Source organism: Clostridium cuniculi (assembly GCF_004353185.1).
Taxonomy (GTDB): Bacteria; Bacillota; Clostridia; order Clostridiales; family Clostridiaceae; genus Clostridium; species Clostridium cuniculi.
In genome coordinates this window covers 1-26,254 of record NZ_SMUS01000029.1, presented here as the reverse complement: position 1 = coordinate 26,254, position 26,254 = coordinate 1, and the positions used below count along the sequence as shown (strand labels likewise).

Below are 26,254 nucleotides of genomic sequence, written 5' to 3'. Positions count from 1 at the left end.
GTATAGCTGGCTCTTTTATTATTCACCGAATTTTTCTAAGAATTCGTCATATGTCATAGTTCTATCAAAGATAGATCCGTCATCATTTACTCTTATAATTCTATTTGCAACTGTTTGAACGAATTGGTGGTCATGAGAAGCAAATAATACATTACTGTTATAATCTTTTAATCCGTTATTTACAGCTGTAATTGATTCAAGGTCTAAGTGGTTAGTAGGACCATCTAAAATTAATACATTTGCACTAGAAAGCATCATTCTAGAAAGCATACATCTAACTTTTTCTCCTCCAGATAATACGTTAGCTTGTTTTAAAGCTTCTTCTCCAGAGAATAACATTCTTCCTAAGAAACCTCTGATATAACTTTCAGATTTTTCTTCAGAGAATTGTCTTAACCAGTCAACTAAGCTTAATGTACAATCGTTAAAGAATTCAGAGTTATCTTTAGGGAAGTATGCTTTAGTTATAGTGATTCCCCATTTGTATTCACCAGCATCTGGTTCCATTTCTCCGTTTATTATCTTAAATAAAGTTGTAATTGCAATTTCATTTCCTACAAAAGCAATTTTTTCATCTTTATTTACTCTGAAGCTTACATTATCTAAAACTTTAACTCCATCAATAGTTTTAGATAATCCTTCAACTACTAATATATCATTACCAACTTCTCTTTCAGGTTTAAATCCAACGAATGGATATCTTCTGCTTGATGGTTGAATATCGTCTAAAGTAATTTTTTCTAATAACTTTTTACGAGATGTTGCTTGCTTTGACTTAGAAGCATTAGCACTAAATCTAGCGATAAAGTCTTGTAATTCCTTAATCTTTTCTTCTTTTTTCTTATTTTGGTCTTTAGCCATTTGAGTAGCTAATTGGCTTGATTCATACCAGAAATCATAGTTACCAACATATAGTTTAATCTTACCGAAGTCAACGTCAGCCATGTGAGTACAAACTTCATTTAAGAAATGTCTATCGTGTGATACAACTATAACTGTACCTTCAAAGTCACCTAAGAAAGATTGAAGCCATTTAATTGATTTAATATCTAAGTGGTTAGTAGGCTCGTCTAGGATTAATATTCCTGGGTTACCGAATAAAGCTTGAGCAAGTAATACTTTAACTTTCTCAGCACCAGTTAATTCTGACATTAATTTATAGTGTGCATCAGTTCCGATTCCTAAACCTTGTAATAAAGATGATGCTTCAGATTCAGCTTCCCAACCATTTAATTCAGCAAATTCACCTTCTAATTCAGCAGCTTTAATTCCATCTTCATCTGAAAAGTCTGGTTTAGCATATAAAGCATCTTTTTCTTTCATTATAGTATGTAATCTTTCATTACCCATTATAACTGTTTCTAAAACAGGGAATTCATCATATTTATAATGGTCCTGACTTAAAACAGACATTCTTGTATTTGGAGCAATTATAACTTCACCAGTATTTGGCTCAACTTCTCCAGATAATATTTTTAGGAATGTAGATTTTCCAGCTCCGTTAGCACCAATAACACCATAACAATTCCCAGGAGTAAATTTGATATTAACGTCTTCAAATAATTTACGAGACCCGTATCTTAAACTTACATTTAAAACATTTATCACTCAACATACCTCATTTCATTTCTTATTCTCCCGATATTATAACACAAAGTTTTTATATTTTCATGAAAATATGCAATATTGAGGGAGTGAATTAGTGTGAATTCTGCAAAAAAAATCATTGTAAAATTTTATATATCTAAATAATATTTTATTTGGAATATTAAAATACCTGCAATAATTATTTATTGCAGGTATTTTTAAGAAAAGATTAAACTAAATATTCATTTAAATCATTCATTATATAAATCTCTCATAAATAAAATTTAATTATATTACGTAAGTATATACACAAATAAAATGACTTAAACTGCCAAGCAATATAAAGATATGGAATATTTCATGAAACCCCCAATTTCCTATAGTTAGCCTCTTAGATTTAGTAGCATAAATAACTCCACCAATTGTATAAAGGATTCCACCAAGAACTAATAAAAATAAACTTATTCCAGGTAAAATAGCAGCTAAAGGTTTAATCATAAATAAAGCAGCCCATCCCATTCCAATATACATTGCACTATCAACCCAACAAGGGCAATTAAACCAATAAAGTTTAAATATAATTCCTGCAATAGCAAGAGTAATCATTATTAGAAACATTGTAATACCAAATTTGCCACCGATAGAAAGCAAGCAGAACGGAGCATAAGATCCAGCAATTAGAACAAAAATCATTGAGTGATCTAGTTTTTTAAAAGTAGAAATTACTTTTTCACTAGACATTATTCCATGATAGGTTCCTGAAGTTGTATATAAAAGAATTAAACTAATTCCAAAAATAGTCACAGATAATATTGCAATACTGGAAGAATTTGAGGATATAGCCTTAATTAACATTGCTATTAAAGCAAGTAAAGATAATCCAGCTCCAGCAAGATGAGTAATAGAGTTAATAGGTTCTCTTAATTTTTTATGCATATAGAAAAAACACCTCTCAATCTATCATGTAGTTTACAAAACTACGTGATATTATATTAATATTATTTATTATATATGCAAAATAGTCAAAGTTTATGATAGGTGATTTAAGGAAATTATCATCAATTAGATTAAATATTCTTGCAAATATTAGTAAATGCTATTATTATTAAATGTAGAGATGATATGATATAGTTTTTGAAACTACTTGGAGGATACTATGAATATACTAGATATATTAAATGATTTGAAATTAGAAAGTAATATAAAATTGGATGAAATACCGGAAATAGATTTATACATGGATCAAGTAATACAATTATTTGAATCAAAGTTAAGTGATCAAAAAAGAAATGAAGATGAGAAGATATTAACAAAAACCATGATTAATAATTATGCTAAAGGAAAGTTATTATTACCAATAAAAAATAAGAAATATTCAAAAGAACATATAATATTAATGTCTTTAATTTATAATTTAAAAGGGGCATTATCTATCAATGATATAAAGCTTTCTTTAGATGAAATTATAAATAAGCCAGAGGAAGATAATTATCCACTAAGAGAATTATACTCTTGCTTTTTAGATGAATGCGTAAATGATGAAAATAATTTTAGAGAAGATGTTATTAATAAAATTGAGAATATAAATAATAAAATTGATGAAAATAAAGTATTAAATAGTGAATTTGAAAAAAGATTTTTATTGTTATGTTCTTTAGTAAATATGAGTAATATGTATAGAAGAATGAGTGAGAAGTTAATCGATGAGTTCTTCACTGAACAGGAGTAGTATATGAAAAATTCAAGGGATTTAAAAAGAGAATTAGATAGAATCAATGGACGAGGATATAAGTCATATAAAGATTTAGAGGGTCAATATAAATTTGATAACTATGTATTAAGCATAGATCATGTTCAAGGAGATCCATTTGCATCACCATCAAGAGTTAGAGTAATAGTAGAAGATAATATTAATAAATTTCCAGGGCAATTATTTAATGAGAAATATAAGAAAATTGCACTATGTGATTTTTTAACTAGATTATTTAGTAAAAATATATATAAATATGGTGAAAAAATATTTGGATCAGGTAAGAGTGGGCTTTTAGAAATAAGTAGATGTCCACAACAAATATTAGAAAGAACCTCAATAATAATAGATAATGAAAAAATTGAAGCAAGATTTTATGTTGGTTTTCCGGCTAAAGGAAGAAGTGTATTATCATATGAATTAGAAAAGATATTATTTAATATTTTACCTAATATAGTAGAGAATACTTTAATTTACACTAATATAAATAATAAAGCTTTAAATGAAAGAATAAATTTAGTTCAAGATCAAGAGTTTATTAGAGGTGAACTTAAAAAGAGAAAATTAGTTGCCTTTGTAGCTAATAATTCTATTTTGCCAAGGGAAAGTGGAGTTTCACAAAAACCATTAAAAGATGCAAAGAAATTCATATCGCCTAAGGAGTTAGAAATAGAGTTTAATACACCAAATAGAGGAATTATAAAAGGAATGGGAATACCAGAAGGAATAACACTTATAGTTGGTGGTGGATATCATGGTAAATCAACATTACTTAGAGCATTAGAACTTGGTGTATATAATCATATTGAAGGTGATGGTAGAGAATTTGTTATTACTGATGATAGTGCTTTAAAAGTTAGAGCTGAAGATGGAAGAGCAATAACTAAAACTGATATATCATTATTTATAAATAATCTGCCTAATGGAAAAGATACAGTGAAGTTTTATACAGAGAATGCAAGTGGAAGTACATCTCAAGCAGCTAATATTGTTGAAGGAATTGAAAGTGGAACAAGAGTATTCTTAATTGATGAAGATACTTCAGCAACTAACTTCATGATTAGAGACACCATTATGCAGCAGCTTGTAGTAAAGGATAAAGAACCAATAACTCCATTTATTGATGTTGCAAGAAGTCTTTATAATAAAAAAGGTATATCAACTATATTAGTGGCTGGAAGTTCAGGAGATTTTTTTGATATTGCAGATCTAGTTATTCAAATGGATAATTATGAACCTTTTGAAGTTACAGAGAAGGCTAAATCTTTAAGTAAAAGTAATAAGAAATATAATAAAGACTTAGATATTAATATAAATTTTAATAGAATAATACTTAAAGGAACTATAGAATCTGGACCTAAAGGTGTTAAGATAAAAACTTTAGGAAAAGATGGACTTTCTATTAATAGAGATAATATAGATTTAAGGGCTGTTGAGCAGATTGTAGATACTGAACAATTAAATACTATAGGTGCCATAATGAAATATGTTGAAAATAAGTTAATGGGAAAAAATTTAACTTTAATTGAAATTACAGATAAAATGATTGAAGAAATAAATAATAATCTTATTAATATTGATAATACAAAAGGTGGATATGGAAGTCTCGCTACTGTCAGAAAACAGGAATTAATAAGTGCCTATAACAGATTTAGAAATCTAAAAATTAAAAATTAATATGGATAAATGAAAAAGGTTATTGAAAAAATATTTAAAAATTAAATATTTTTTTAAAAATGTAAAAAATAACTAGAATATTTTTATAAGATGTGGTAATATTAATATTGTAAAGTAAATAATTTACAATGGCTTGTTGGTCAAGAGGTCAAGACGTCACCCTCTCACGGTGAAATCAGGGGTTCGATTCCCCTACAGGTCACCATATCAAGGATTTAGGAGTTAAACATTATGTTTGCTCCTTTTTTATTTAAAATAAAATAAGCTGTCTTTAAAAGACAGCTTAAGTATTTTAATAAATGAAATTTGCAATTAAAACTATAACAGGTAAAGTTATTAATGTTCTTTCTATAAATATTACGATTAATTCTTTTATGTTTACTGGAATCTTTGATCCAAGTAAAACACCACCAACTTCAGACATATATACAAGTTGAGTTACAGATACTGCAGCAACTATAAATCTTGTCATTTCACTAGTTATTGTTGTTGAAGCAACAACTGAAGGTAATAGCATATCAGCAAACCCAACAACTAATGTTTGAGAAGCTTGAAGTGCTTCAGGTACTTGTAATAAATGTAGTATTGGAACAAATGGTAATCCTAAAATTTTAAATACTGGAGTATAAGTGGCTATTATAAGAGCTATTGTTGCCATACACATAACAACAGGAAGAACTCCAATCCACATCTCTAAAACATTTTTAGCACCATCAGCGAAGAATTCACCTACATTAGAATTTTTTCTTGCTTTTGTTATAGCCTGTTCATATCCCCATGATAAAGAAGTATATCCTTCAGGGATAGATTCATCTAATTTTTTAGTTTTACCATTGTAATAAGTATCTTTCTTTTTTGATAATGGATAAATTCTTGGAACTATTATTGCTGCAACTATACCAGCAAATGTAACAGTTAAATAGAATGGTACAAACATATTTCCAAGTCCAACAGTATTTATTACAACTAAACTAAATGTAATTGAAACTGCAGAGAATGTAGTACTTATAGTAGCAGCTTCTCTTTCAGTATAAAATCCATCTTCATATTGTTTGTTAGTTAGCATTATTCCTAAGGTACCATCACCTAACCAAGAAGTGATACAGTCGATTGATGAACGACCAGGTAACTTAAATACAGGTCTCATTACTTTTGTTAGTAAAGCACCAAAGAACTCTAGTAAGCCAAAGTTAAGTAATAGTGGTAAGAATAATCCTGCAAATAAAAATATAGAAAATAACACAGTTAAAAGATCATGCAATACAAATGAACCAGTATCTGCGCTTATTATCATTTCAGGTCCTATTTGAAATGCTGCAAGAACTCCAAATATTCCTCCAAGCACCCTAGATGTTAACCATAAAGGTGTAGTACTAAAAAGTGAGTTTAATAATTTATTATTAGTAATAAATTTAGGTTTAAATAATGTAGTTATTAAACTAAGTATAGCTGATATAGCTAATGTTCCAGTAATTATATATACTAAATATTCACCAAGAAAATCTACTAACATTCCAGAAAAAATAGCAATTGGAATTGTTACATCACCTTCGTATTTTATTGGAATCATAAATAATAAGACACCAATTATAGAAGGAACTATAAATTTTAAGTTATCTTTTAAGGTAACTTTATTATCATTAAATGGGTTAATTTTTGAAATCTCCATTTTATCTCCTTTATATTTATACAAATAAATTTTTATGATTATTCAGCTATGTTCATTGTAAATGCAAGAATATTAAAAATCAATAGTTTTTTATGCATAAAATCTTAGAAAAACCTTCTAAAATTTAATTTTTATGCAAAAATATTTAATTTTATAATATTTTTATTCAATTTTATAGTTATAAATCATTTTAAAAGGAATATGAGGGGATAAATGTAAGGGAAATTTTTATGGTAAATAGTAATAAAGATAATTATAATATAAAAATAACAAGCTAAGATTTGGGAGATGAGTGAAATGGATTATAGGGATCAAATAACAGAATGCAATAGAATAGTAGTTAAGGTAGGGACTTCTACTCTTACTTATGATAATGGAAATATAAATTTAACAAGAATCGAAAAATTAACAAGAGTTCTATCAGATTTAATGAATTCAGGAAAAGAAGTGGTACTTGTTACATCAGGAGCAGTTGGTGTTGGAGTTAATAAACTGAAATTAAAAGAAAAACCAACAAGTATAAAAGAAAAGCAGGCAGTAGCAGCAGTAGGACAATGTGAACTTATGCATATATATAGTAAATTCTTTGGAGAATACAGTCATGTTGTTGGTCAAGTTCTTTTAACAAGAGATGTTGTTGAAGATGATCATATAAGAGAAAATGTTGTTAATACATTTGAAACTTTATTAGAGAATGGAATAATACCAATAGTTAATGAAAATGATACTGTTGCCATAGATGAAATAGAAAACATAGTTAGATTTGGTGATAATGATAATTTATCTGCGATAGTTGCACAATTAGTATCAGCAGACTTGTTAATTATATTATCTGATATAGATGGATTCTATGATTCAGACCCAAGAAAGAATCCAAATTCTAAACTTATAAGAACTGTAGAAGAAATTACACCAGAATTAGAAGCATGCGCAGGTGGAGCTGGAAGTTCACTTGGAACAGGTGGAATGGCTACAAAATTAACAGCAGCGAAAAGAGCTATAAATGCAGGATGTAATATGATATTAGCTAATGGAGATAATCCATCAATATTATTAGATATTACTGAGGGAAAAGAAATTGGAACATTGTTTATAAGAAAATAATTATAAAAGGGGAGTTAAATATGAATGAGTGAATTAATTATTAAAGGAAAGAAATCTAAAGAAGTTTCTTTTATATTAGGGAATTTAAGTACTGATGAAAAAAATAAAGGCTTAAATACAATGGCTAATTTTTTAGTTAATAATAAGGAAGAAATTATTAATGCCAACAAAATAGATTTACAAGCAGCAGTGGAAAAAGGGACGTCTAAATCTATGCTTGATAGATTAAAATTAAATGAAGAAAGAATAGAAGGCATGGCTAATGGACTAAGACAGGTGGCATCACTTCCAGATCCTGTTGGAGAAGTTTTAGGAATGTGGAATAGACCTAACGGATTACAAATAGGACAAAAAAGAGTTCCTCTAGGAGTTATAGGAATAATATATGAAGCAAGACCAAATGTAACAAGTGATGCTGCAGGACTTTGTTTTAAAGCTGGAAATACAGTTATTTTAAGAGGCGGAAGTGAAGCTATTAATTCTAACAAGGCTATAGTTAAAGTTTTAAGAGCGGGACTTAAAGCTGTAAATCTTCCAGAGGATGCAATTCAATTGGTGGAAGATACTAGCAGAGAAGTTGCAACTGAAATGATGAAATTAAAAGAATATATAGATGTCTTAATTCCAAGAGGAGGAGCAGGGCTTATTCAAGCTGTAGTTAGAAATGCAACTGTACCTGTAATTGAAACTGGAACAGGTAACTGTCATATATATATTGATGAATATGCTGATTTTGAAATGGCTAAGAATATAGTATTAAATGCAAAAACTTCAAGACCATCTGTATGTAATGCTGCTGAAAAATTATTAGTTCATGAAAAGATAGCTAAGGAGTTTATGCCAATAATTTTAAAGGCTTTAAGAGAGAAAGAAGTTGAAGTTAGAGGAGATGAATCTTCTATTGCATATGATTCATCAATAATAAAGGCAAATGATGAAGAATGGTACAATGAATATTTAGATTATATAATTGGTGTTAAAGTAGTTAAGGATATAGATGAAGCTATTACTCTTATTAATCACTTTGGTTCAGGCCACTCAGAAGCTATAGTTACTAAAGATTATGCGAATTCACAAAAGTTCTTACAAAAGGTAGATGCAGCAGCAGTTTATGTAAATGCATCAACTAGATTTACAGATGGTGAAGAGTTTGGATTTGGAGCGGAAATAGGAATTAGTACTCAAAAGCTTCATGCAAGGGGGCCAATGGGGCTTAAAGAACTTACTACTATTAAATATATTATCTATGGAAATGGTCAAATAAGATAACTATGAGCGAAGCGAATAGAGAGTTTCATATAAAAAGGAGGGAAAGGTTATGAAGTTTGAAATAAAGAAGTTTAACGAATTAACAGTTGATGAAATGTATGAGATTGCAAAGTCAAGGTTCGAAGTTTTTGTTTGTGAACAAGAAATTACTGAAGAGCAAGACTTTGATGATAAAGATAAGCTATGTCATCATGTAATGTTAAAGGAAAATGGAAGAGTTGTTGCTTACAGTAGAATTGTACCTAGAGGAATTGGATATGAAAATATTTCAATCGGTAGGGTTTTAGTGCTTAATAGCCATAGAAGAAAGGGTATAGCACAAAATATGATGAAAGCATGTTTAGAATTTATTAAAAATAATTTAGATGAAAATGTAGTGGTACTATCTGCGCAGGAGTATGTAAAAGAAATGTATTCAAGTGTAGGATTCAAAGTTATATCTGATACTTATAATGAGGTAAACATTCCTCACGTTAAAATGAAAATAGAATTATAAAAAATAGTATACAAATACAAGAGTCAATACATATCATATAGTAGTAGAAATAGTCGAGAAGGAATAATATATGGCCTATGTATTGATTTTTTGTTTAATGATAGTGCTAATTGTTCTTGAGATTTTAGTAGTAATGGATAGATATGGACAAAAGTACATTTTAGACATGAAAGATCTTCCGATAGATTGCGATACAGTGATTGTTTTAGGAGCGGGAGTAAGGCAGGATGGAAATCCTTGTGATATATTAGTAGATAGGTTAGATACTGGTGCTAAAGTATATGTAAGAAGAATGAGTAAAACAATTTTATTAACTGGAGAGAATAGTGGAGAAAGTTATAATGAACTTAAGGCTATGAAAAATTGGATTATGAATAATTATACTGAAGTAAATGTAAGAGAACAGGATTTACTTATCGATAATTGTGGATTTTGTACATTTGATAGTATGTATAGAGCAAAAACTGTATTTAATATAAAAAGTGCAATAATATCAACAAATAGGTATCATTTACCTAGAGCTATATATATTGCAAGAAAATTAGGAATTGATGCTTATGGTATTGCTTCAGATATGAGGGAATATGATAGGATGAAAAAATATAAAAGAAGAGAATTATTAGCACAAATTAAAGATTTCTTTTTATGCCTTATAAAGATACATTAATATGTATCTTTATAAGGTTATTTTTAATAAATTTATTCTAACAGTAATATTTATAGCCGTTTCCAGCTCCAGTTTGAGCTTTTATTTCATGAAGATTAAGTTTTTTGTTGCTATTAAGTAATACAGAATTAATTATATGACTTTTATGAACAACAGTTTCAGTCATATAAGAATTATTTGAAGTAGCTACTTCTATATAATTCTTATATCCATTTCCAGCACCAGTTTTAGCTTTAATTTCGTGTAAGTTTAAAGCGTTGTTATATTTATTAATAACCTCGTAAATTTTGTTACTTTTATGTTTTTTCATAATAAGCCTCCTACAATTTAAAATTAATTTTTATCATTGGTTTATAATATATACAATAAGTTATGATTTTTCTAAAGTTCTTTTACAATACTAAATACAATTCTTATTTTTGTTTTAAGTACCTTTTTTATAAATATTTTTAAGTTGATTTACTTAATTACTGTTGTCATTACTAAATACAATGTATAATTTTATTTTAGGTACTTTTTATAAAAATAAAAAAATAAATAGGGGAATTAGGAGAACATTATGATAAATAATGAAATAAGATATACATTAATAACAGGTGCATCAACTGGAATCGGATATGAATTAGCTAAGTTATTTGCAAGGGATAAGAATAATTTAATCTTAGTTGCTAGAAATAAAATTAAATTAGAATCTGTAAAAAATGAATTGTCAAAATATAATGTAGATATAAAAATTTTAGCATTAGATTTATCAAAGAGTGAAGATATTCAAAATATATTTAATTATGTAGAAATAAATAAGGTAAATATAGATACTTTAGTTAACAATGCTGGTATAGGAACCTTTGGAGATTTTAATGATATTCATTGGAAAAAAGAAGAAGAATTAATAGATATAAATATAAAAGCATTAACAAGATTAACAAAATATTTTTTACCTAAAATAGTAGAATGTAAAAATGGTGGAATTTTAAATGTTGCTTCCACTGCAGCATTTTGCTCTGGACCAAGAATGGCTACATATTATGCATCAAAAGCTTATGTTCTTAACTTAACAGAAGCTATATATGAAGAATATAAAAATGCTGGAATAAAGATAGCATGTCTTTGCCCAGGTCCAGTTAAAACCAATTTTCAAGGTAAGGCTGGTATTAAAAAGAGCGAGGCTGCTAAAAAATATTTAATGGATGCAGAAGAAGTGGCAAGGGTTTGCTATAAAGATTTTAATAAAGGAAAACTTATTATAATTCCAGGAAAGAAAAATAAGTTATTAGTTATAGGAAATAAATTTTTACCCAGAAGTATTTCGAGAAAAATAGTACTAAAGACTAATAGAAAGTAAAGGAGAAAAATATGGGGACTTTTGATGGATATTTATTAGTTTCGGATATGGATGGAACTCTCTTAAATAGTAAGGGAAAATTATCAGAAGAGAATAAAAAAGCTATAGAGTATTTTGTAGATAATGGAGGAGAATTCACTTTAGCTACTGGGCGTATGTTACCTTCTATAAGAAGGCATATTCATAAAATGAAAGTTACACTTCCTGTTATTATGTACAATGGAACAAAAGTATATGATTTTAATAATGATAAAGTAATTTGGGAGAAGTTTTTAGAGGAAGATCGAAAAGAAATAATTAAAGTAGTTAAAGAAGTTAGTCCAAATGTGGGAATAGAAATATATAGTGATGAGGTAGTATATATTTATCAATCATGTAAAAGAACAGAAAGATTTAACAAATTAGGTTATGACGTAATTTATAATATTGATGATAGTATATGGAATAAAAAATGGACTAAAGCTTTAATTGTAGGGGAAAAGGAAGAATTAGATTTTGTTGAAACATATTTAAGGGAAAACTATGGAGATAAAGATATTGTAAGAAGTTCAGATGTATATTTAGAAATAATACCAAAGAGAATATCAAAAGGACAAGCTCTAAAGGAGTTAGTAATATATAAAGGTCTTGATGAATTTAAGATAATTTCTGTTGGAGACAACATGAATGATGTTGAACTATTAGAAGAGGCTCACTATGGATTTTGTATAGCTAATGGAAGTGAAGAACTAAAGAAAAAATCAAAATATATAGCACCAAGTAATGATGATAATCCAATAGAGTTCATAGTAAAATGGATTGGTCAATTAAAAGAAGATTTAATATAAATAATTTATTTTTATATGATTAAAAAGGGAGAGAAATTCTAAAAAAAGCATTGAATAAATATTCACAAATATGTATAATTATAGAAAATGCAGTTAAATATTTGAAATAAAGGTGCTAAATTAACTAATTATACAAAAAATTACGAATTGAACTATTTTATTCTTGACATTAATTCATGTGCCATATAGAATAATATACAAAGATATACAATAAATAAATTAATTAGTTAAAAAGTACACTTTAAATTGGTCCAGAGAGGCCAGAAAGGAGTATGTAGGTATGTTATACGTAAATAGCAATAGTTACATCGATTTATCAAAGAAATTTTCTAAAGTTGATTTTAAATATTATAAGGATAGTATGGAGAGATTACATAGTTAAATGTCTCCCTACTATCCTTTTCTGTTATTTTTATTAAAATATAATGAATTTAATAGATAAAATATATTTAAAATTAAAGAGCTTTTAGAAAGTGTATTTTTAGCTGTTATATACTTAATTTGCAGGAGGGCTAGGAATGAAAGCAAGGCTTATATTAGAAAATGGTATGACTTTTGAAGGTAAGGCATTTGGATATTTAAAAGATAGCGTAGGAGAGGTTGTATTTACAACAGGAATGACTGGTTATCAAGAAGTATTAACAGACCCATCATACTATGGGCAAATTGTAACTATGACATATCCTTTAATAGGAAACTACGGAATAAATTTAGAAGATAATGAATCACAATCACCAAAAGTAAAAGGATTCATAGTGAGAGAAAAATGTAGCTTCCCAAATAACTTTAGATGTGAAATTGGATTAGAAGATTACTTAAAACAAAATAAAATAATTGGATTAGAAGGAATAGATACAAGAGCTTTAACTAAAGTTTTAAGAAATAATGGAACTATGAAGGGGATTATTTCATTAGAACATGAAAATTTAGAAGAAGTAAAAGAAAAGATCAAAGCTTTTTCAAATAAAGAAGCAGTTAGTATAGTTTCAACAAAGGAAACTTATACAATTGAGGGAACTGGTAAACATGTTGCAATAATGGATTTTGGAATAAAATCTAATATAATAAGAAATTTCAAAAAGAGAAATTGTAAAATAACAGTTTTCCCAATGACAGCTACTGCAGATGAAGTATTATCAGTAAATCCTGATTTAGTATTTTTATCAAATGGCCCTGGGGACCCAGAGGATTTAGGAACTGTAATAGAAAATATTAAGAAGATTGTTGGAGTTAAACCTATAGTTGGTATTTGTTTAGGACATCAATTATTAGCATTAACTTTAGGTGGAAAAACAACTAAGTTAAAGTTTGGACACAGAGGATGTAACCATCCAGTAAAAGATTTAGAAAGAAATAGAGTTCATATTACTTCTCAAAATCATGGATATGTAGTTGACGAATTACCAGAAGGAGTTGTAGCAACTCATGTAAATATCAATGATGGAACAATAGAAGGTATGAAACATACTACTTTACCAATATATTCAGTTCAATTCCATCCAGAGGCTGCAGCAGGTCCAAAGGATAGTGAATATATATTTGACAGATTTATGGAATATGCACTATAGGAGGGTTTAGAAAATGCCATTAAATAAAGATATTAAAAAAGTTTTAGTTATAGGATCAGGACCAATAGTTATTGGGCAAGCTGCAGAGTTTGATTATTCAGGAACTCAAGCATGCCAAGCGTTAAAAGAAGAAGGAATAGAAGTTGTATTAGTTAACTCTAACCCAGCTACTATTATGACTGATAGAGAAGTTGCGGATAAAATTTATATAGAACCATTAACATTAGAATTTGTTGAAAAAGTAATAGCAAAAGAAAGACCAGATAGCTTACTTGCTGGTATGGGAGGACAGACAGGGCTTAATTTAGCAGTTGATTTACATGATGCAGGAATATTAGAAAAGTATGATGTTAAAGTTATAGGAACATCAATAGCTTCTATCAAGGAAGGTGAAGATAGAGAGTTATTTAGAGATATGATGCACAGAATTAACGAGCCAGTTATTACGTCTGAAATAGTAACTGATATGGAAACTGGTATGGCCTTTGCAAACAAAATTGGTTATCCAGTTATAGTAAGACCAGCTTACACATTAGGAGGAACTGGTGGTGGAATAGCTGAAAATGAAGAAGAATTAAGAACTATTCTTGCGTCAGGATTACAATTAAGTACTATAGGGCAAGTTTTACTAGAAAAATCAGTTAAAGGGTGGAAAGAAGTAGAGTACGAAGTAATGAGAGACTCTTATGGAAATTGTATAACTGTATGTAACATGGAAAACATTGACCCAGTAGGAATTCATACAGGAGATAGTATAGTTGTAGCTCCATCTCAAACTTTATCAGATAAAGAATATCAAATGCTTAGAACTGCATCAATTAATATAATTAATGCAGTAGGAATTGAAGGTGGATGTAACGTACAATTTGCTTTAAATCCAAATTCATTTGAATATGCAGTTATAGAAATCAACCCTAGAGTTTCAAGATCTTCAGCTTTAGCATCAAAAGCTACTGGATATCCAATAGCAAAACTTGCGGCTAAGATAGCTTTAGGATATGGATTAGATGAGATTAAAAATGCAGTAACTCAAAAAACTTATGCATGCTTTGAGCCAACGTTAGACTATGTAGTAGTTAAGATTCCAAAATGGCCTTTCGATAAATTCTTTACAGCTGATAGAGCTTTAGGAACAAAGATGATGGCAACTGGAGAAATAATGGCTATAGGTGCTAACTTAGAATCAGCATTATTAAAGGGTATCAGAAGTTTAGAAATAGGAAAGTATTCTTTAGATCATCCAAAGTTTAAAGAAATGAGTATACAAGAATTAAAAGAAGCTGTAATGAAGCCAGATGATGAAAGATTATTTGCTCTTACAGAAATGATAAGAAGAGATTATAGAATTGAAAGTATTGCTAAAATTACTGGAATAGATATATTCTTCTTAGAAAAATTCAAATGGATAGTTCATGAAGAAACTAGATTAAAGTTAAGCAAAATAGATGATTTAGATAAGGAATGGTTATTAAATCTTAAGAGAAAAGGATTCTCTGATAAGGCTATAGCTGATATGTTGAAGGTTAGTCCAGATGATATTTATAGATTAAGAAATATATGGAATATAAAACCAGCTTATAAGATGGTTGATACTTGCGGTGGAGAATTTGAAGCATTATCACCATATTATTACTCAACTTATGAACAGTATGATGAAGTTGAAGTATCAGATAAGAAAAAAGTTATAGTAATAGGTTCAGGACCAATCAGAATAGGGCAAGGTATAGAATTTGACTATGCATCAGTTCACTGTGTAATGGCATTAAAGAGAATGGGAATTGAAACTATAATAGTTAATAATAATCCAGAAACAGTAAGTACAGATTTTAATATATCAGATAAACTTTATTTTGAACCATTAACAGAAGAAGATGTATTAAATATCATTGAAAAAGAAAATCCATATGGAGTTATTCTTCAATTCGGTGGTCAAACAGCAATTAAGCTTGCAAACTTCTTAAAGGAAAAAGGAATTAAAACTTTAGGAACTACAGCAGATCAAATTGATATGGCTGAAGATAGAGAAAAATTTGAAGAATTACTTGAAAAGTTTGATATAGCAAGACCTAAAGGAAAAGGTGTTTGGACTCTAGAAGAAGGTATAGAGGAAGCAAGAAGATTAAAATTCCCGGTACTTGTTAGACCTTCATACGTTTTAGGTGGGCAAGGTATGGAAATAACTCATGATGAAGAAGAGTTAACATACTACTTAAAGAATGCATTTATGAAAGATAAGAAAAATCCAATTCTTATAGATAAGTACTTAATGGGTAGAGAAATTGAAGTAGATGCTATATCTGATGGAGAAAATGTATTAATACCTGGTATAATGGAGCATTTAGAAAGAGCTGGAGTTCACTCAGGAGACTCTGTAACAATGTATCCAAGTCAAAATATTAGTGATGAAATAAAAGCAAAAGTTTTAGATTATACTAAAAAGCTAGCTTTAGCTATAGGAATAAAAGGAATGATAAACATTCAATTCATAGAATTTGAAGGAAATCTTTATGTAATAGAAGTTAACCCAAGAGCTTCAAGAACAGTTCCTTATATCAGTAAGGTAAGTGGAGTTCCAATAGTAGATTTAGCTACTAAGGTTATGCTTGGAGAAAAATTAATTGACTTAGGATATGGAGTAGATGTTTATCCAGAACCAGAACTAGTATCTGTTAAGGTTCCAGTATTCTCAACACAAAAGTTACCAAAGGTTGAAGTATCTTTAGGACCTGAAATGAAATCTACTGGAGAAGTTTTAGGTGTAGGTAGAGATGTTAAGGAAGCTTTATATAAAGGATTTGTTGGTGGTGGAATGTATCCATCAATGGAAAAAGGAAAAATATTAGCAACAATAAATAAGCATGATAAAGCTGAATTCTTACCAATAGCTAAAGATTTAGCTAAGGTTGGTTATAAATTTATAGCAACAGAAGGTACTTGTAAATTATTAAGAGAAGCTGGTATTGATGCAGAAGAAGTAAGAAGACTTAATGAAAATGAACCAAACATATTAGATATTGTTAAGAATAAGGAAGTTGATCTAGTAGTTAATACACCAACTAAGGGTAATGACTCTAAGAGAGATGGATTCTTAATTAGAAGAGCTGCTATTGAGAGAAATATAGGAGTTATAACAGCATTAGATACATTAAGAGCAATTGCTGATGTTAAAGTATCTGAAATTGATAAGAGAGATTTAGAAGTATTTAATATAGCTGAATAATATAAAAAAGGAGCAAGAGATTTAAAAAGTTAAATTTCTTGTTCCTTTTTTTAGGTTATGGTAGAAATTTCTCTAAAAAGATAAAAAAATGTTGACTACGAACAAATGTTCTGGTATTATTTAGTTAAGAAATGAACATTTGTTCGGAGGTGCGGTATGAAAGGAAATAGAGGAATATTTGTAAAAGTTAATTATAAAAATATTGGAGAGCTTAATAGTTTTATTTATGATAGTATGAATGGAATAAATAAAAATAAAGATAAATATGTTATGTGCGCAGGAAAATATAATAAAGATGGATGGACAATGGTTTTTAAGGCTAAAAGTATAAGAGAAGCAGAAGAATTATTAAGTATAAATTCAGCTAAGAGAGAATTGGCTAAAAAGAAAGATTTGTTACACTCGCAAATAATTGAAAATGATAGAGTATCAATACCATCTTGGATGTGTAATAATTAATAACTTTTTGTTTAAAGAAAAATACACAATAATTTATATATTATAGTAAATGAAAGTAGATTTACTATTAATTAAGGTATAAAATAAAGTTAAGGAATATATAAATTGGAGTGAGATAACTTGGATAAGAAGGATTTACCAATAGGTTTTTTAGATTCAGGAGTAGGTGGCTTAAGTGTGATGAGAGAAGCCATAAAGATAATGCCTAATGAGAATTATATATATTTTGGAGATTCAAAAAATGCTCCATATGGTGTAAAACCTAAAAAAGAGATTAGAGATTTAACATTTAATGTAGTTGATTTTTTAATAGAAAAAGGAATAAAAGGACTTGTTGTTGCGTGTAATACTGCTACTAGTGCAGCGGTAAGTGAGCTCAGAAGAGTATATCCAGATATTCCTTTAGTTGGAATAGAGCCTGCAATAAAACCAGCAGTAGAATTAAATAGAGATGGTAAGATATTAATAATGGCAACCCCAATGACTATTAAACAAGAAAAATTTAATTTGTTACTTAATAAATATAAAGAAAAGGCTGAAATAATTCCAATACCATGTGCTGGACTTATGGAGTTTATTGAGAATGGAGTATTAAGTGGAAAAGAATTAGAGGAATATTTAGAGGAAAAATTAAGTTTATATAATAAAGATGATATTAGTTCTATAGTTCTTGGTTGTACACATTATCCATTTGTGAAAGATACAATAGCAAAAATTGTAGGAAGTAACGTTGCTATAATGGATGGTGGAGAAGGAACTGCTAGAGAAATTAAAAGAAGGTTAAAAGAAAAGGACTTATTAACAGATAGAAGGGAAACAGGAAACATAACTATATATAACTCATTAGATGATCAAAGGGTTATTGATTTAAGTTTAAAGTTAATTCAACAGTCATAAATAAAAAAGCGCCAAAGGGCGTTTTTTTTATTTGTAGGTATAATAAGAAAAAATTATTAAAAATAATTGTTAAATAGTTGACAATATTCTGAAATTTGTATATATTATTAGTATAGAAAGAATTTTCAGAATATTTAAAAAAGGAGATTGGGGTAATGAGTATGAATATAAAAATAAAAGAGTTTTTAGGAGAGAGTTATTCAATAGAGGATGCTATTTTATTAAGAGAAATAGTAAAGAATAATTTAGATACAGGTGTAACTTTAGACTTCGACGGTTTAGAGAGAATTCCATCGACTTTTTTAATATGTTTATTTACTGACTTAATAAATAAATTTGGACGAGACTATATTTTTAAACAAATTGATGTTAAAAATTTATCAAACTATAATGATTATTCAAGAGTAGTTTTAGGAACTGCATTTCAACAATAAATAAAAATTTTTCAACTTCATATAATATATTTTAAAGATTTCTATTTAGTAATTATAATTTTATTAGCTTCGATTTTCGAGGCTTTTTTTTTGAGTTTTCTTATTAAAAGTTATATATTAGTATTTATAATATAGTGTTATATCCTTAAAAAATAAAAAATTTACCTAAAACATTGAATTACTATATAGAAATATGATAATAATAAATTATACCAAAAAATGAAAGCGAGGTAATTATATGAAAAACCCTATAGTAACTATAGAAATGGAAAATGGAGATATAATGAAAGCTGAGTTATATCCAGAAATAGCTCCAAATACAGTTAAAAATTTTGTTGATTTAATAAATAGAGGATTTTATGATGGATTAATATTCCATAGAGTAATACCTGGATTTATGATTCAAGGTGGATGTCCAGAAGGAATGGGAATTGGAGGTCCTGGATATAGTATAAAAGGTGAATTCTCAAGAAACGGATTTGCAAATAACTTAAAACATACAAAAGGTGGTTTATCTATGGCTAGAGCAATGCACCCAGATTCTGCAGGTAGCCAATTCTTCATAATGGTTGAAGATGCACCACACTTAGATGGACAATATGCTTCATTTGGTAAATTAATAGAAGGATTAGATGTTGCTACAAAGATAGTTAACACTAAGAGAGATTATAGCGATAAGCCATATGAAGATCAAGTAATGAAAAAAGTAACAGTAGAAACTTTTGGTGAAAAGTTTGATGAGCCTGAAATAATAGAAGAATAATATTTCATTAGGGCTAAGACTTTAAGGGCTGTATTAAAATAAGTATGTGAATAACTCCGTATTGTTTTCACATTGAATTTTAATGCAGCCTTAAATTAAATTTATATGTATATGTTGGGGTGAGTGTTATGATTGATAATAATAAGTGTATTTTAGTATATGGATTATCTAATATAGAGTTATTGAATTTAAAGGAGTTAGGGTATAAAATAATAGAAATAACTCCTGAAATGTGTGATATGACATTAATGGATATATTACTTGGTATGCGATTAGAAATATTTAATAATAATCCAATTAAAGAAAAGGTAATACTATACAATAATTTATCTGAATATGAGCTTAGAAAAGCTATAATGGATACTAGGCAAAATATTAAAGATGGAATATTGGCTGTAGTGACACAGCAATCTATTAATTGGAAGGTGAATGACCTTATTAAGCATTTAATAGAGGAAAAAGAATGGTATTCAAAAGTTAGAAAGGAAGAGGGCAATGAGTAGAGTTGGTGAAAAGATAAAAGAAGCTAGATTAAAATCTGGTATGACACAAAAGGTACTTGCGAAGAAGTTAGGTGTTGCAGAAAAATTTATAAACGAAGTTGAAACAGGTAGAAGGATTGTACAAGAATCATTTATAGATAAGGCAGCTAAGATTTTAAATGCAGATTTAAATGATGTAAGTATGGTTGTAACAGATGAAGCTTTAATGGAAGAAAGAAAAACTTATGCTACAGTAAATAAAAAGCCAGCAAAGATAGAAACAGAAGAAGTATGGGATAATGCATTTTCATCTGTTTTAAAGAATGTTCCAATTTATGATTATAGTTTAAAAAATATTAAAGGAAAAATAGAATTACCTATTCATTCAAATAAAGTAGAAGGATTTCCACAAGATAAAGTTATGTATTTAGAAATTCAGGATAATGAAATGTCTGGTTTTAGAATGATGCAAGGAGATTTAGCTTTTGCTCATTTAGTAAAGGAAATAAGTAATAATGGAATATTCTTAGTTGATTATAAAGGAAGTAGAAAAATAAGACAAATAAAGAGTCTAGGAAACTCAAAGTTACTTCTTGTAAGCAACGGGGGAGCTCTTATGACAGAAACTGTAGAATCTAGAGAAATATCAGTAATTGCAAAGTTAGAAAGAATAGAAATCAAATTATAATAAAGTGCTTAAGGGCACTTTTTTTAATACAAAAATTAATAGATAAGCATATACTATATAAATCAATTTTATATGGGGATGATATTTATAGAAACTAATTATTCGAATCAAAACTATTTAGGATTATTAAAAAACTTTCCCATTGAAGTTTTAGGAAAACTAAATATATCAAATAGTTTCATGTTAAAAAATGTTGAACAAGAAATAGAGGTTACTATAATCTCTGGGGATAGTGTGGATAAAGTAGCTGAATCTGTGGATAAGTTAGGAGGAAAATATGAAGATTTGGGATATAATTTTGGAATTGTAACAATTCCTGTGGATAAATTAATAGATTTAGCATTAAATCCTAGTATTCAATATATAGAACTTCCTAAAAGTTTATATACAACAGACTCGGAAGCTAATAGAGTATCGTGTATTCCACAAGCTGTGAGTTCATATGATTTAGATGGTGAAGGAATTTTAGTTGGATTTATAGATACTGGAATAGATTATACTCATCCTGCATTTATAAATGATGATGGAACTACTAGAATTAAATATATTTATGATTTAGAGCAGGGTGGAAAAATATATGATAGTGAGACTATAAATAAAGCATTACAGTCAGCAAATCCATCTTCGGTAGTAAATTCTGTAGATTTAGTTGGTCATGGAACTCATGTAGCAGGTATTGCTTGTGCTGGAGGGAAAATAGATAAAAAATTTTATGGAGTAGCACCTAAAAGCTCCATAGCTATGGTTAAAGCTGCAAGAACCAGATTTGCACTTAGTACTCAAATAATGAGAGGACTTAAATTTTTAAATGATAAATCAAAAGAATTAGGACTACCACTAGTTGTAAATATGAGTCTAAGTACTAATGATGGTGCACATAATGGGAGTAGTTTATTAGAGAGATATATAAGTATAACGGCAGCTTTAGAGAGACAAACTATAGTAATAGCAGCTGGAAATGAGGGAGAGGCTGCACATCATATTTCTGGTACATTAAATCCTGAGAATAATGTGTATTTTAATGTTGGTGATGCAGAAACCATTATAGCGTTAAACATATATAAATCTATTTTACCGAGAATTAGCATAGAGATTATAAGTCCTTCAGGAATAAGTAGTGGTGAGATATTTTTAGCAGAGGGTTTTAGATCCGGTAGAATAGGGGAGAGTATTTACGAAATATATGATACAGGACCGAAACCATTTGATATTAGCGGAGAAATTGGAATAATGCTTAGAGGTGTCAACGCTTTTGTATCATCTGGACAATGGAAATTGACTATTAGAAGAATTAATGATTATAAGGGGAATTTTAATATATGGTTACCAATATCAGAAGGATTAAATGTAACTACAAAATTTTTAGATCCAACCATAAATAATACATTAGGAATTCCGGCAACAGTAATCAACATTATTTCAGTTGGAAGTTATAATTATTTAACTAATAATATATCTCCATTTAGTGGTAGAGGAGAAGCGTTTATTGGACAGTATATTAAGCCAGATATAGTGGCTCCAGGTGAGAATATTTATTCTACAATTCCTGAGAAGTCTTATGATAGAAAGACAGGTACATCAATGGCAACACCTAATGTTACAGGAATATGTGCATTAATGATGCAATGGGGAATAGTAAAGAAAAACGATCCTTATCTGTATGGAGAAAGATTAAAATATTATTTAATTATTGGGGCTAAAAAGGAAAGAAGAGATATAAGTTATCCTGATTCAGCATGGGGATACGGTGAAGTTTGTGCATATAATAGCCTTAGAGCCACAATGGAAGCGTTAGGAGCTAGAATTGATGTAGGAATTAGACAAGATGATCCAGCAACGAATATAAATGCAACAACCACAACTGAATCTAATCAAGGAAGTGCAAGTAACCAAAGTGGTATAGGTATTAATGGAATTGAGAATGATGGACACTCTATAGTTCTATTAATCGAAGTTCCTAACAGGGAAACACTTAATGAAATTTTAAAAATTCCCGGTGTGGCAGGAGTAATGATATCTGAAACTTTTGCAATAGTAATAGTTCCAAAGGATGAGGTTAGTGAAGTAGAGAAATTAGCTAATAGTATAGTTGATCTTGATTTACAACCAATAATGACATTAAGTGATATATCTCCGGTTGAGGCTAGTGGTGCCCCTACATTTAATAATAATCCATATTTAAGGTTAAATGGAAGAGGGGTACTGGTGGGAATAATTGATACTGGAATAGACTATTTAAGTGAGGAATTTCAAAGAGAGGATGGAACATCCAGAGTATTTAGAATATGGGATCAAACATTACCTGCAACTGAAAATGTATATGGAATTAAATATGGAAGGGAATATACTGAAGAACAAATAACAGAAGCTATATCAGCTAAAGCAAAGGGTCAAGATCCATATTCTATAGTTCCATCAAAAGATGAAATCGGTCATGGAACTATGGTAGCAGGTATTGTTGGAGCTAGAGGAATTAATCCAGAGTTGAAGGGTGCAGCACCAGATTGTGAATTTGTAGTAGTAAAGCTTGCAAGGGCAAGTGAGGATGAATTACTTAATTCCTATATAGATCCTAAAAAAATTGGGTATACACCTTGGAGTATACTTTTAGCACTAAGATATACAGTTGCCATAGGAAATGAAGTTAATAGACCAATAGTTATATATATACCACTTGGTACTAATATGTCATCACATTCGGGTGAGGGAATTTTAGAGAGACCTATAGAAAATTTTTCAAGACAAGTTGGAACTTTAATAGTAACTAATACTGGTAATCAGGGAAATACAGAAACACATGTTGAAGGAGTAATTAATAATACTGGTGATGTTAAAGATATAGAGCTTAGAGTAGGAAAAAATCAAAATATATTACCTGTACAAATATATATAAATAAACCTAATATTGTTGTATTGTCAATAGTATCACCATCAGGAGAGATAATAGATAATTTAACATCAAAAATATCTAGAAATCAAAAAATAAAATTCACTTATGAAGGAACAGAAATGATTGTAAATTTTATTAGTCCTGATTATATAACAGGTGATTCATTAATTATTATAAAGGCAAGTAATTTAAGAGAAGGTATATGGAAGTTTAGATTGAAAGGAAAATATATAGTAGATGGAAAGTATTATGTGTGGATACCACAAAGAGAATTATTAGATGAAGAAACTAAGTTATTAAATTCGACATCAAACACAACATTGACAGTTCCTAGTACATCTTCTGGTTCAATTAGTGTATCATATTATAATCAAAATAATAATTCAGTTGTAAGTGAATCTGGTAGAGGATATACAAGAGATAATAGAATAAAACCTGATATAGCAGCAGGAGGTATAAATGCAACTGTTATTAAACCAGGAGGAGGAACAGGGTTAGCAACTGGAGGATCAGTAGCTGGAGCTGTAGTAGCAGGTGGATGCGCTTTAATTTTACAATGGGCAGTAGTTAATAAAAACCAGCAAGCAATATATACTCCACAGGTGAGGGCGTATATTATTGCAGGAGCTAATACAAGAAGTGGAGATATTTATCCAAATAGAGAATGGGGATATGGAACTTTTAATTTGCAAGGGATATTTGATACTATAAGTGAGGTTTATGAGGAGAAGACTAGAACTAACAAAGTTGAGAGTAATGATCGATATGAAGAGTATAATATAGGAAATTTATTTGTTAGAAAGCCAAAAGAGATATAGCTTTAGTAACTAAAGCTGTATAAAAAGCATATTAATATTAATGGATTAATATATTGAGGAGTAATTATGGCTGAGAAAGGTAGATTAAAAGTACAATGCTTTGTAGGTGATACTTATATACCAGTAGATGGAAGTAAGGCAGTATTAGTGCCATCATCAGGCCAAACAGGAGAGAGTAAGGAAGTAAATTTAGTAACAAATTCATCAGGAGAATCCCAAACAATAGAGTTAGATGCACCTCCATTAGAATATTCACAAGAGCCTTCACAACCAACACCTTACAGTTTGTATGATTTACGAGTTGAAAGAGAAGGGTTTCAGGTACTTGTTATAAATGGAATACAAATTTTCCCAGGGCAAACAGCTATACAAAAATGTCAGTTGATAAAAAATACTAGTAGTAGAAATTTTAGGGCAGATGTAATAAACATAAATCCTAACACACTAAATGGTAATTTCCCAGCAAAAATTCCAGAGGAAGTAGATAAGCCATTACCACCACCAACTAGTGGTGTAGTACTTCCTAAACCTGTAGTTCCAGAATTTATAACTGTTCATGCAGGTACACCAAGTAATACTTCAGCACCAAATTACACAGTAGCATATAAAGATTATATTAAAAATGTAGCATCTTGCGAGATTTATTCAACTTGGCCAGAGAGTACAATAAGAGCTAATATTTATGCAATAATATCATTTACCTTAAATAGAATTTATACAGAATGGTATAGGGGAAAAGGTAAAGACTATGATATTACAAATTCAACAGCATATGATCATGCTTTTAATTATGGAAGAAATATATATGATAGCATAAGCGTAGTTGTTGATGATATTTTTTCAAGTTATGTAAGAAGAATAGGTAGAAAGCAACCTTTATTAACTCAGTATTGTGATGGAAAAAATGTTAAGTGTCCAGGATGGATGACTCAGTGGGGAAGTAAATATCTTGGAGATGAAGGAAAAACTCCGTATGAGATTTTGACTACTTATTATGGAAATGATATTGAGTTAGTTACGGCAGAGGTTGTAAAAGGAAGTCCAAGTTCTTATCCAGGATATGATTTAACTGTAGGTTCTACAGGAACTGAAGTTGAAACAATTCAAGATCAATTGAATAGAATAGCTCAAAACTATCCATTAATACCTAAGTCTGCAGTTGATGGAGTATATGGTCCAAGGACAGAAGAAGCAGTTAAGGTATTTCAAAGTGTATTCAACTTACCTCAAACAGGGGTTGTAGATTATGCAACATGGTATAGAATATCTGATGTTTATGTTGGAGTAACAAGAATTGCAGAATTAAGATCATCTATCAAACAAAGAACATTTGTCCCACCATTATCATTTGATATCTTAAACTCAAAACAAGTACCAAAAATAAACTACTTCGACGACTAATTGAATAATATTGCGAACTAAAGCGTTAATGCCGTGATGCCGAAAATTAATGATATAACCTCCATTAAGTCATATAATTTCGCTAAGAATTTATATTATTATTTCCATAAAATTAGCTAAAGCTTCGAAGTTCGCTATCGCTTACCTCAGCTTCTTAACGCTAATTTTATTACAATAATAATTAAATTCTAAAGCTTATTATATAATACTTTCTTCCGGTTATATCATTAATTTTTCTCTATCACT

The 26,254-nt window shown here is 29.1% G+C and carries 22 protein-coding genes and 1 tRNA gene; 19 read left to right on the top strand and 4 right to left on the bottom strand.

The annotated features are described in order from the left end of the window. Positions 1-18 precede the first annotated feature (18 nt). The gene (locus EJJ37_RS13835; protein WP_133016171.1) at positions 19-1,608 is read right to left on the bottom strand and encodes an ABC-F family ATP-binding cassette domain-containing protein; all 1,590 of its coding nucleotides are present in this window, start codon (positions 1,606-1,608) and stop codon (positions 19-21) included. 267 nt (positions 1,609-1,875) lie between these two features. Then, positions 1,876-2,523 (bottom strand): PAQR family membrane homeostasis protein TrhA, encoded by a 648-nt coding sequence (trhA, locus tag EJJ37_RS13830; RefSeq protein WP_133016170.1) that lies wholly within the window; start codon positions 2,521-2,523, stop codon positions 1,876-1,878. Positions 2,524-2,743: 220 nt separating this feature from the next. On the opposite strand from trhA, the gene EJJ37_RS13825 reads away from it, so the two are divergent. From EJJ37_RS13825 to EJJ37_RS13815, 3 genes are all read left to right on the top strand, one after another. Then, complete coding sequence (locus tag EJJ37_RS13825) at positions 2,744-3,316, top strand: DUF1836 domain-containing protein (protein ID WP_133016169.1); 573 nt, start codon at positions 2,744-2,746, stop codon at positions 3,314-3,316. Positions 3,317-3,319: 3 nt separating this feature from the next. Then, complete coding sequence (locus EJJ37_RS13820; protein WP_133016168.1) at positions 3,320-5,014, top strand: ABC-ATPase domain-containing protein; 1,695 nt, start codon at positions 3,320-3,322, stop codon at positions 5,012-5,014. A gap of 130 nt (positions 5,015-5,144) precedes the next feature. Beyond that, a tRNA-Glu gene (locus EJJ37_RS13815) sits at positions 5,145-5,219 on the top strand. An 87-nt stretch (positions 5,220-5,306) separates the two neighbouring features. On the opposite strand, the gene EJJ37_RS13810 is transcribed toward EJJ37_RS13815, so the two are convergent. Next, positions 5,307-6,683 carry a YjiH family protein gene (locus EJJ37_RS13810; protein ID WP_133016167.1) on the bottom strand — a complete coding sequence of 459 codons (1,377 nt, stop codon included), beginning with the start codon at positions 6,681-6,683 and terminating at the stop codon, positions 5,307-5,309. 297 nt (positions 6,684-6,980) lie between these two features. On the opposite strand from EJJ37_RS13810, the gene proB reads away from it, so the two are divergent. The 4 genes from proB (at position 6,981) to EJJ37_RS13790 (ending at position 10,219) form a co-directional block, all read left to right on the top strand. After that, complete coding sequence (gene proB, locus EJJ37_RS13805; protein ID WP_133016166.1) at positions 6,981-7,787, top strand: glutamate 5-kinase; 807 nt, start codon at positions 6,981-6,983, stop codon at positions 7,785-7,787. A 24-nt stretch (positions 7,788-7,811) separates the two neighbouring features. Continuing rightward, positions 7,812-9,056 (top strand): glutamate-5-semialdehyde dehydrogenase, encoded by a 1,245-nt coding sequence (locus EJJ37_RS13800; protein ID WP_133016165.1) that lies wholly within the window; start codon positions 7,812-7,814, stop codon positions 9,054-9,056. Between the two features lie 49 nt (positions 9,057-9,105). Continuing rightward, the gene (locus EJJ37_RS13795; protein WP_133016164.1) at positions 9,106-9,552 is read left to right on the top strand and encodes a GNAT family N-acetyltransferase; all 447 of its coding nucleotides are present in this window, start codon (positions 9,106-9,108) and stop codon (positions 9,550-9,552) included. A gap of 70 nt (positions 9,553-9,622) precedes the next feature. Beyond that, complete coding sequence (locus tag EJJ37_RS13790; RefSeq protein WP_133016163.1) at positions 9,623-10,219, top strand: SanA/YdcF family protein; 597 nt, start codon at positions 9,623-9,625, stop codon at positions 10,217-10,219. Between the two features lie 37 nt (positions 10,220-10,256). Here EJJ37_RS13790 and EJJ37_RS13785 read toward each other — a convergent pair whose 3' ends face one another. Continuing rightward, positions 10,257-10,529, bottom strand: a complete 273-nt coding sequence (locus tag EJJ37_RS13785; protein WP_133016162.1) for a hypothetical protein — start codon at positions 10,527-10,529, stop codon at positions 10,257-10,259. Positions 10,530-10,778: 249 nt separating this feature from the next. On the opposite strand from EJJ37_RS13785, the gene EJJ37_RS13780 reads away from it, so the two are divergent. The 12 genes from EJJ37_RS13780 to EJJ37_RS13725 all read left to right on the top strand — a co-directional run bounded on the left by EJJ37_RS13780 (position 10,779) and on the right by EJJ37_RS13725 (position 26,008). Beyond that, positions 10,779-11,561 carry an SDR family NAD(P)-dependent oxidoreductase gene (locus tag EJJ37_RS13780; RefSeq protein WP_133016161.1) on the top strand — a complete coding sequence of 261 codons (783 nt, stop codon included), beginning with the start codon at positions 10,779-10,781 and terminating at the stop codon, positions 11,559-11,561. 11 nt (positions 11,562-11,572) lie between these two features. Next, the gene (locus tag EJJ37_RS13775; protein ID WP_133016160.1) at positions 11,573-12,388 is read left to right on the top strand and encodes an HAD family hydrolase; all 816 of its coding nucleotides are present in this window, start codon (positions 11,573-11,575) and stop codon (positions 12,386-12,388) included. 518 nt (positions 12,389-12,906) lie between these two features. After that, complete coding sequence (locus EJJ37_RS13770) at positions 12,907-13,956, top strand: carbamoyl phosphate synthase small subunit (RefSeq protein ID WP_133016159.1); 1,050 nt, start codon at positions 12,907-12,909, stop codon at positions 13,954-13,956. Between the two features lie 13 nt (positions 13,957-13,969). Continuing rightward, positions 13,970-17,176, top strand: coding sequence for a carbamoyl-phosphate synthase large subunit (gene carB / locus EJJ37_RS13765; protein WP_133016158.1), 3,207 nt, complete (start codon positions 13,970-13,972; stop codon positions 17,174-17,176). Between the two features lie 156 nt (positions 17,177-17,332). Then, a complete protein-coding gene (locus EJJ37_RS13760; RefSeq protein WP_193553932.1) occupies positions 17,333-17,635 on the top strand; it encodes a hypothetical protein in 303 nt (100 codons plus the stop codon). 120 nt (positions 17,636-17,755) lie between these two features. Beyond that, positions 17,756-18,532, top strand: a complete 777-nt coding sequence (gene murI, locus EJJ37_RS13755) for a glutamate racemase (protein ID WP_133016157.1) — start codon at positions 17,756-17,758, stop codon at positions 18,530-18,532. A gap of 161 nt (positions 18,533-18,693) precedes the next feature. Further along, positions 18,694-18,966: an STAS-like domain-containing protein gene (locus tag EJJ37_RS13750; protein ID WP_133016156.1), complete on the top strand. Its 273-nt coding sequence runs from the start codon at positions 18,694-18,696 to the stop codon at positions 18,964-18,966. Positions 18,967-19,204: 238 nt separating this feature from the next. After that, positions 19,205-19,729 carry a peptidylprolyl isomerase gene (locus EJJ37_RS13745; protein ID WP_133016155.1) on the top strand — a complete coding sequence of 175 codons (525 nt, stop codon included), beginning with the start codon at positions 19,205-19,207 and terminating at the stop codon, positions 19,727-19,729. Positions 19,730-19,857: 128 nt separating this feature from the next. Continuing rightward, positions 19,858-20,232, top strand: a complete 375-nt coding sequence (locus tag EJJ37_RS13740) for a DUF3783 domain-containing protein (RefSeq protein ID WP_133016154.1) — start codon at positions 19,858-19,860, stop codon at positions 20,230-20,232. After that, positions 20,225-20,899 carry a helix-turn-helix domain-containing protein gene (locus tag EJJ37_RS13735; RefSeq protein ID WP_133016153.1) on the top strand — a complete coding sequence of 225 codons (675 nt, stop codon included), beginning with the start codon at positions 20,225-20,227 and terminating at the stop codon, positions 20,897-20,899. The genes EJJ37_RS13740 and EJJ37_RS13735 overlap by 8 nt, the downstream gene beginning before the upstream one ends. Before the next feature lie 78 nt (positions 20,900-20,977). After that, positions 20,978-24,607 (top strand): S8 family peptidase, encoded by a 3,630-nt coding sequence (locus EJJ37_RS13730; RefSeq protein WP_133016152.1) that lies wholly within the window; start codon positions 20,978-20,980, stop codon positions 24,605-24,607. Between the two features lie 66 nt (positions 24,608-24,673). After that, positions 24,674-26,008 carry a peptidoglycan-binding domain-containing protein gene (locus EJJ37_RS13725; RefSeq protein ID WP_133016151.1) on the top strand — a complete coding sequence of 445 codons (1,335 nt, stop codon included), beginning with the start codon at positions 24,674-24,676 and terminating at the stop codon, positions 26,006-26,008. The last annotated feature ends 246 nt before the right edge of the window (positions 26,009-26,254 follow it).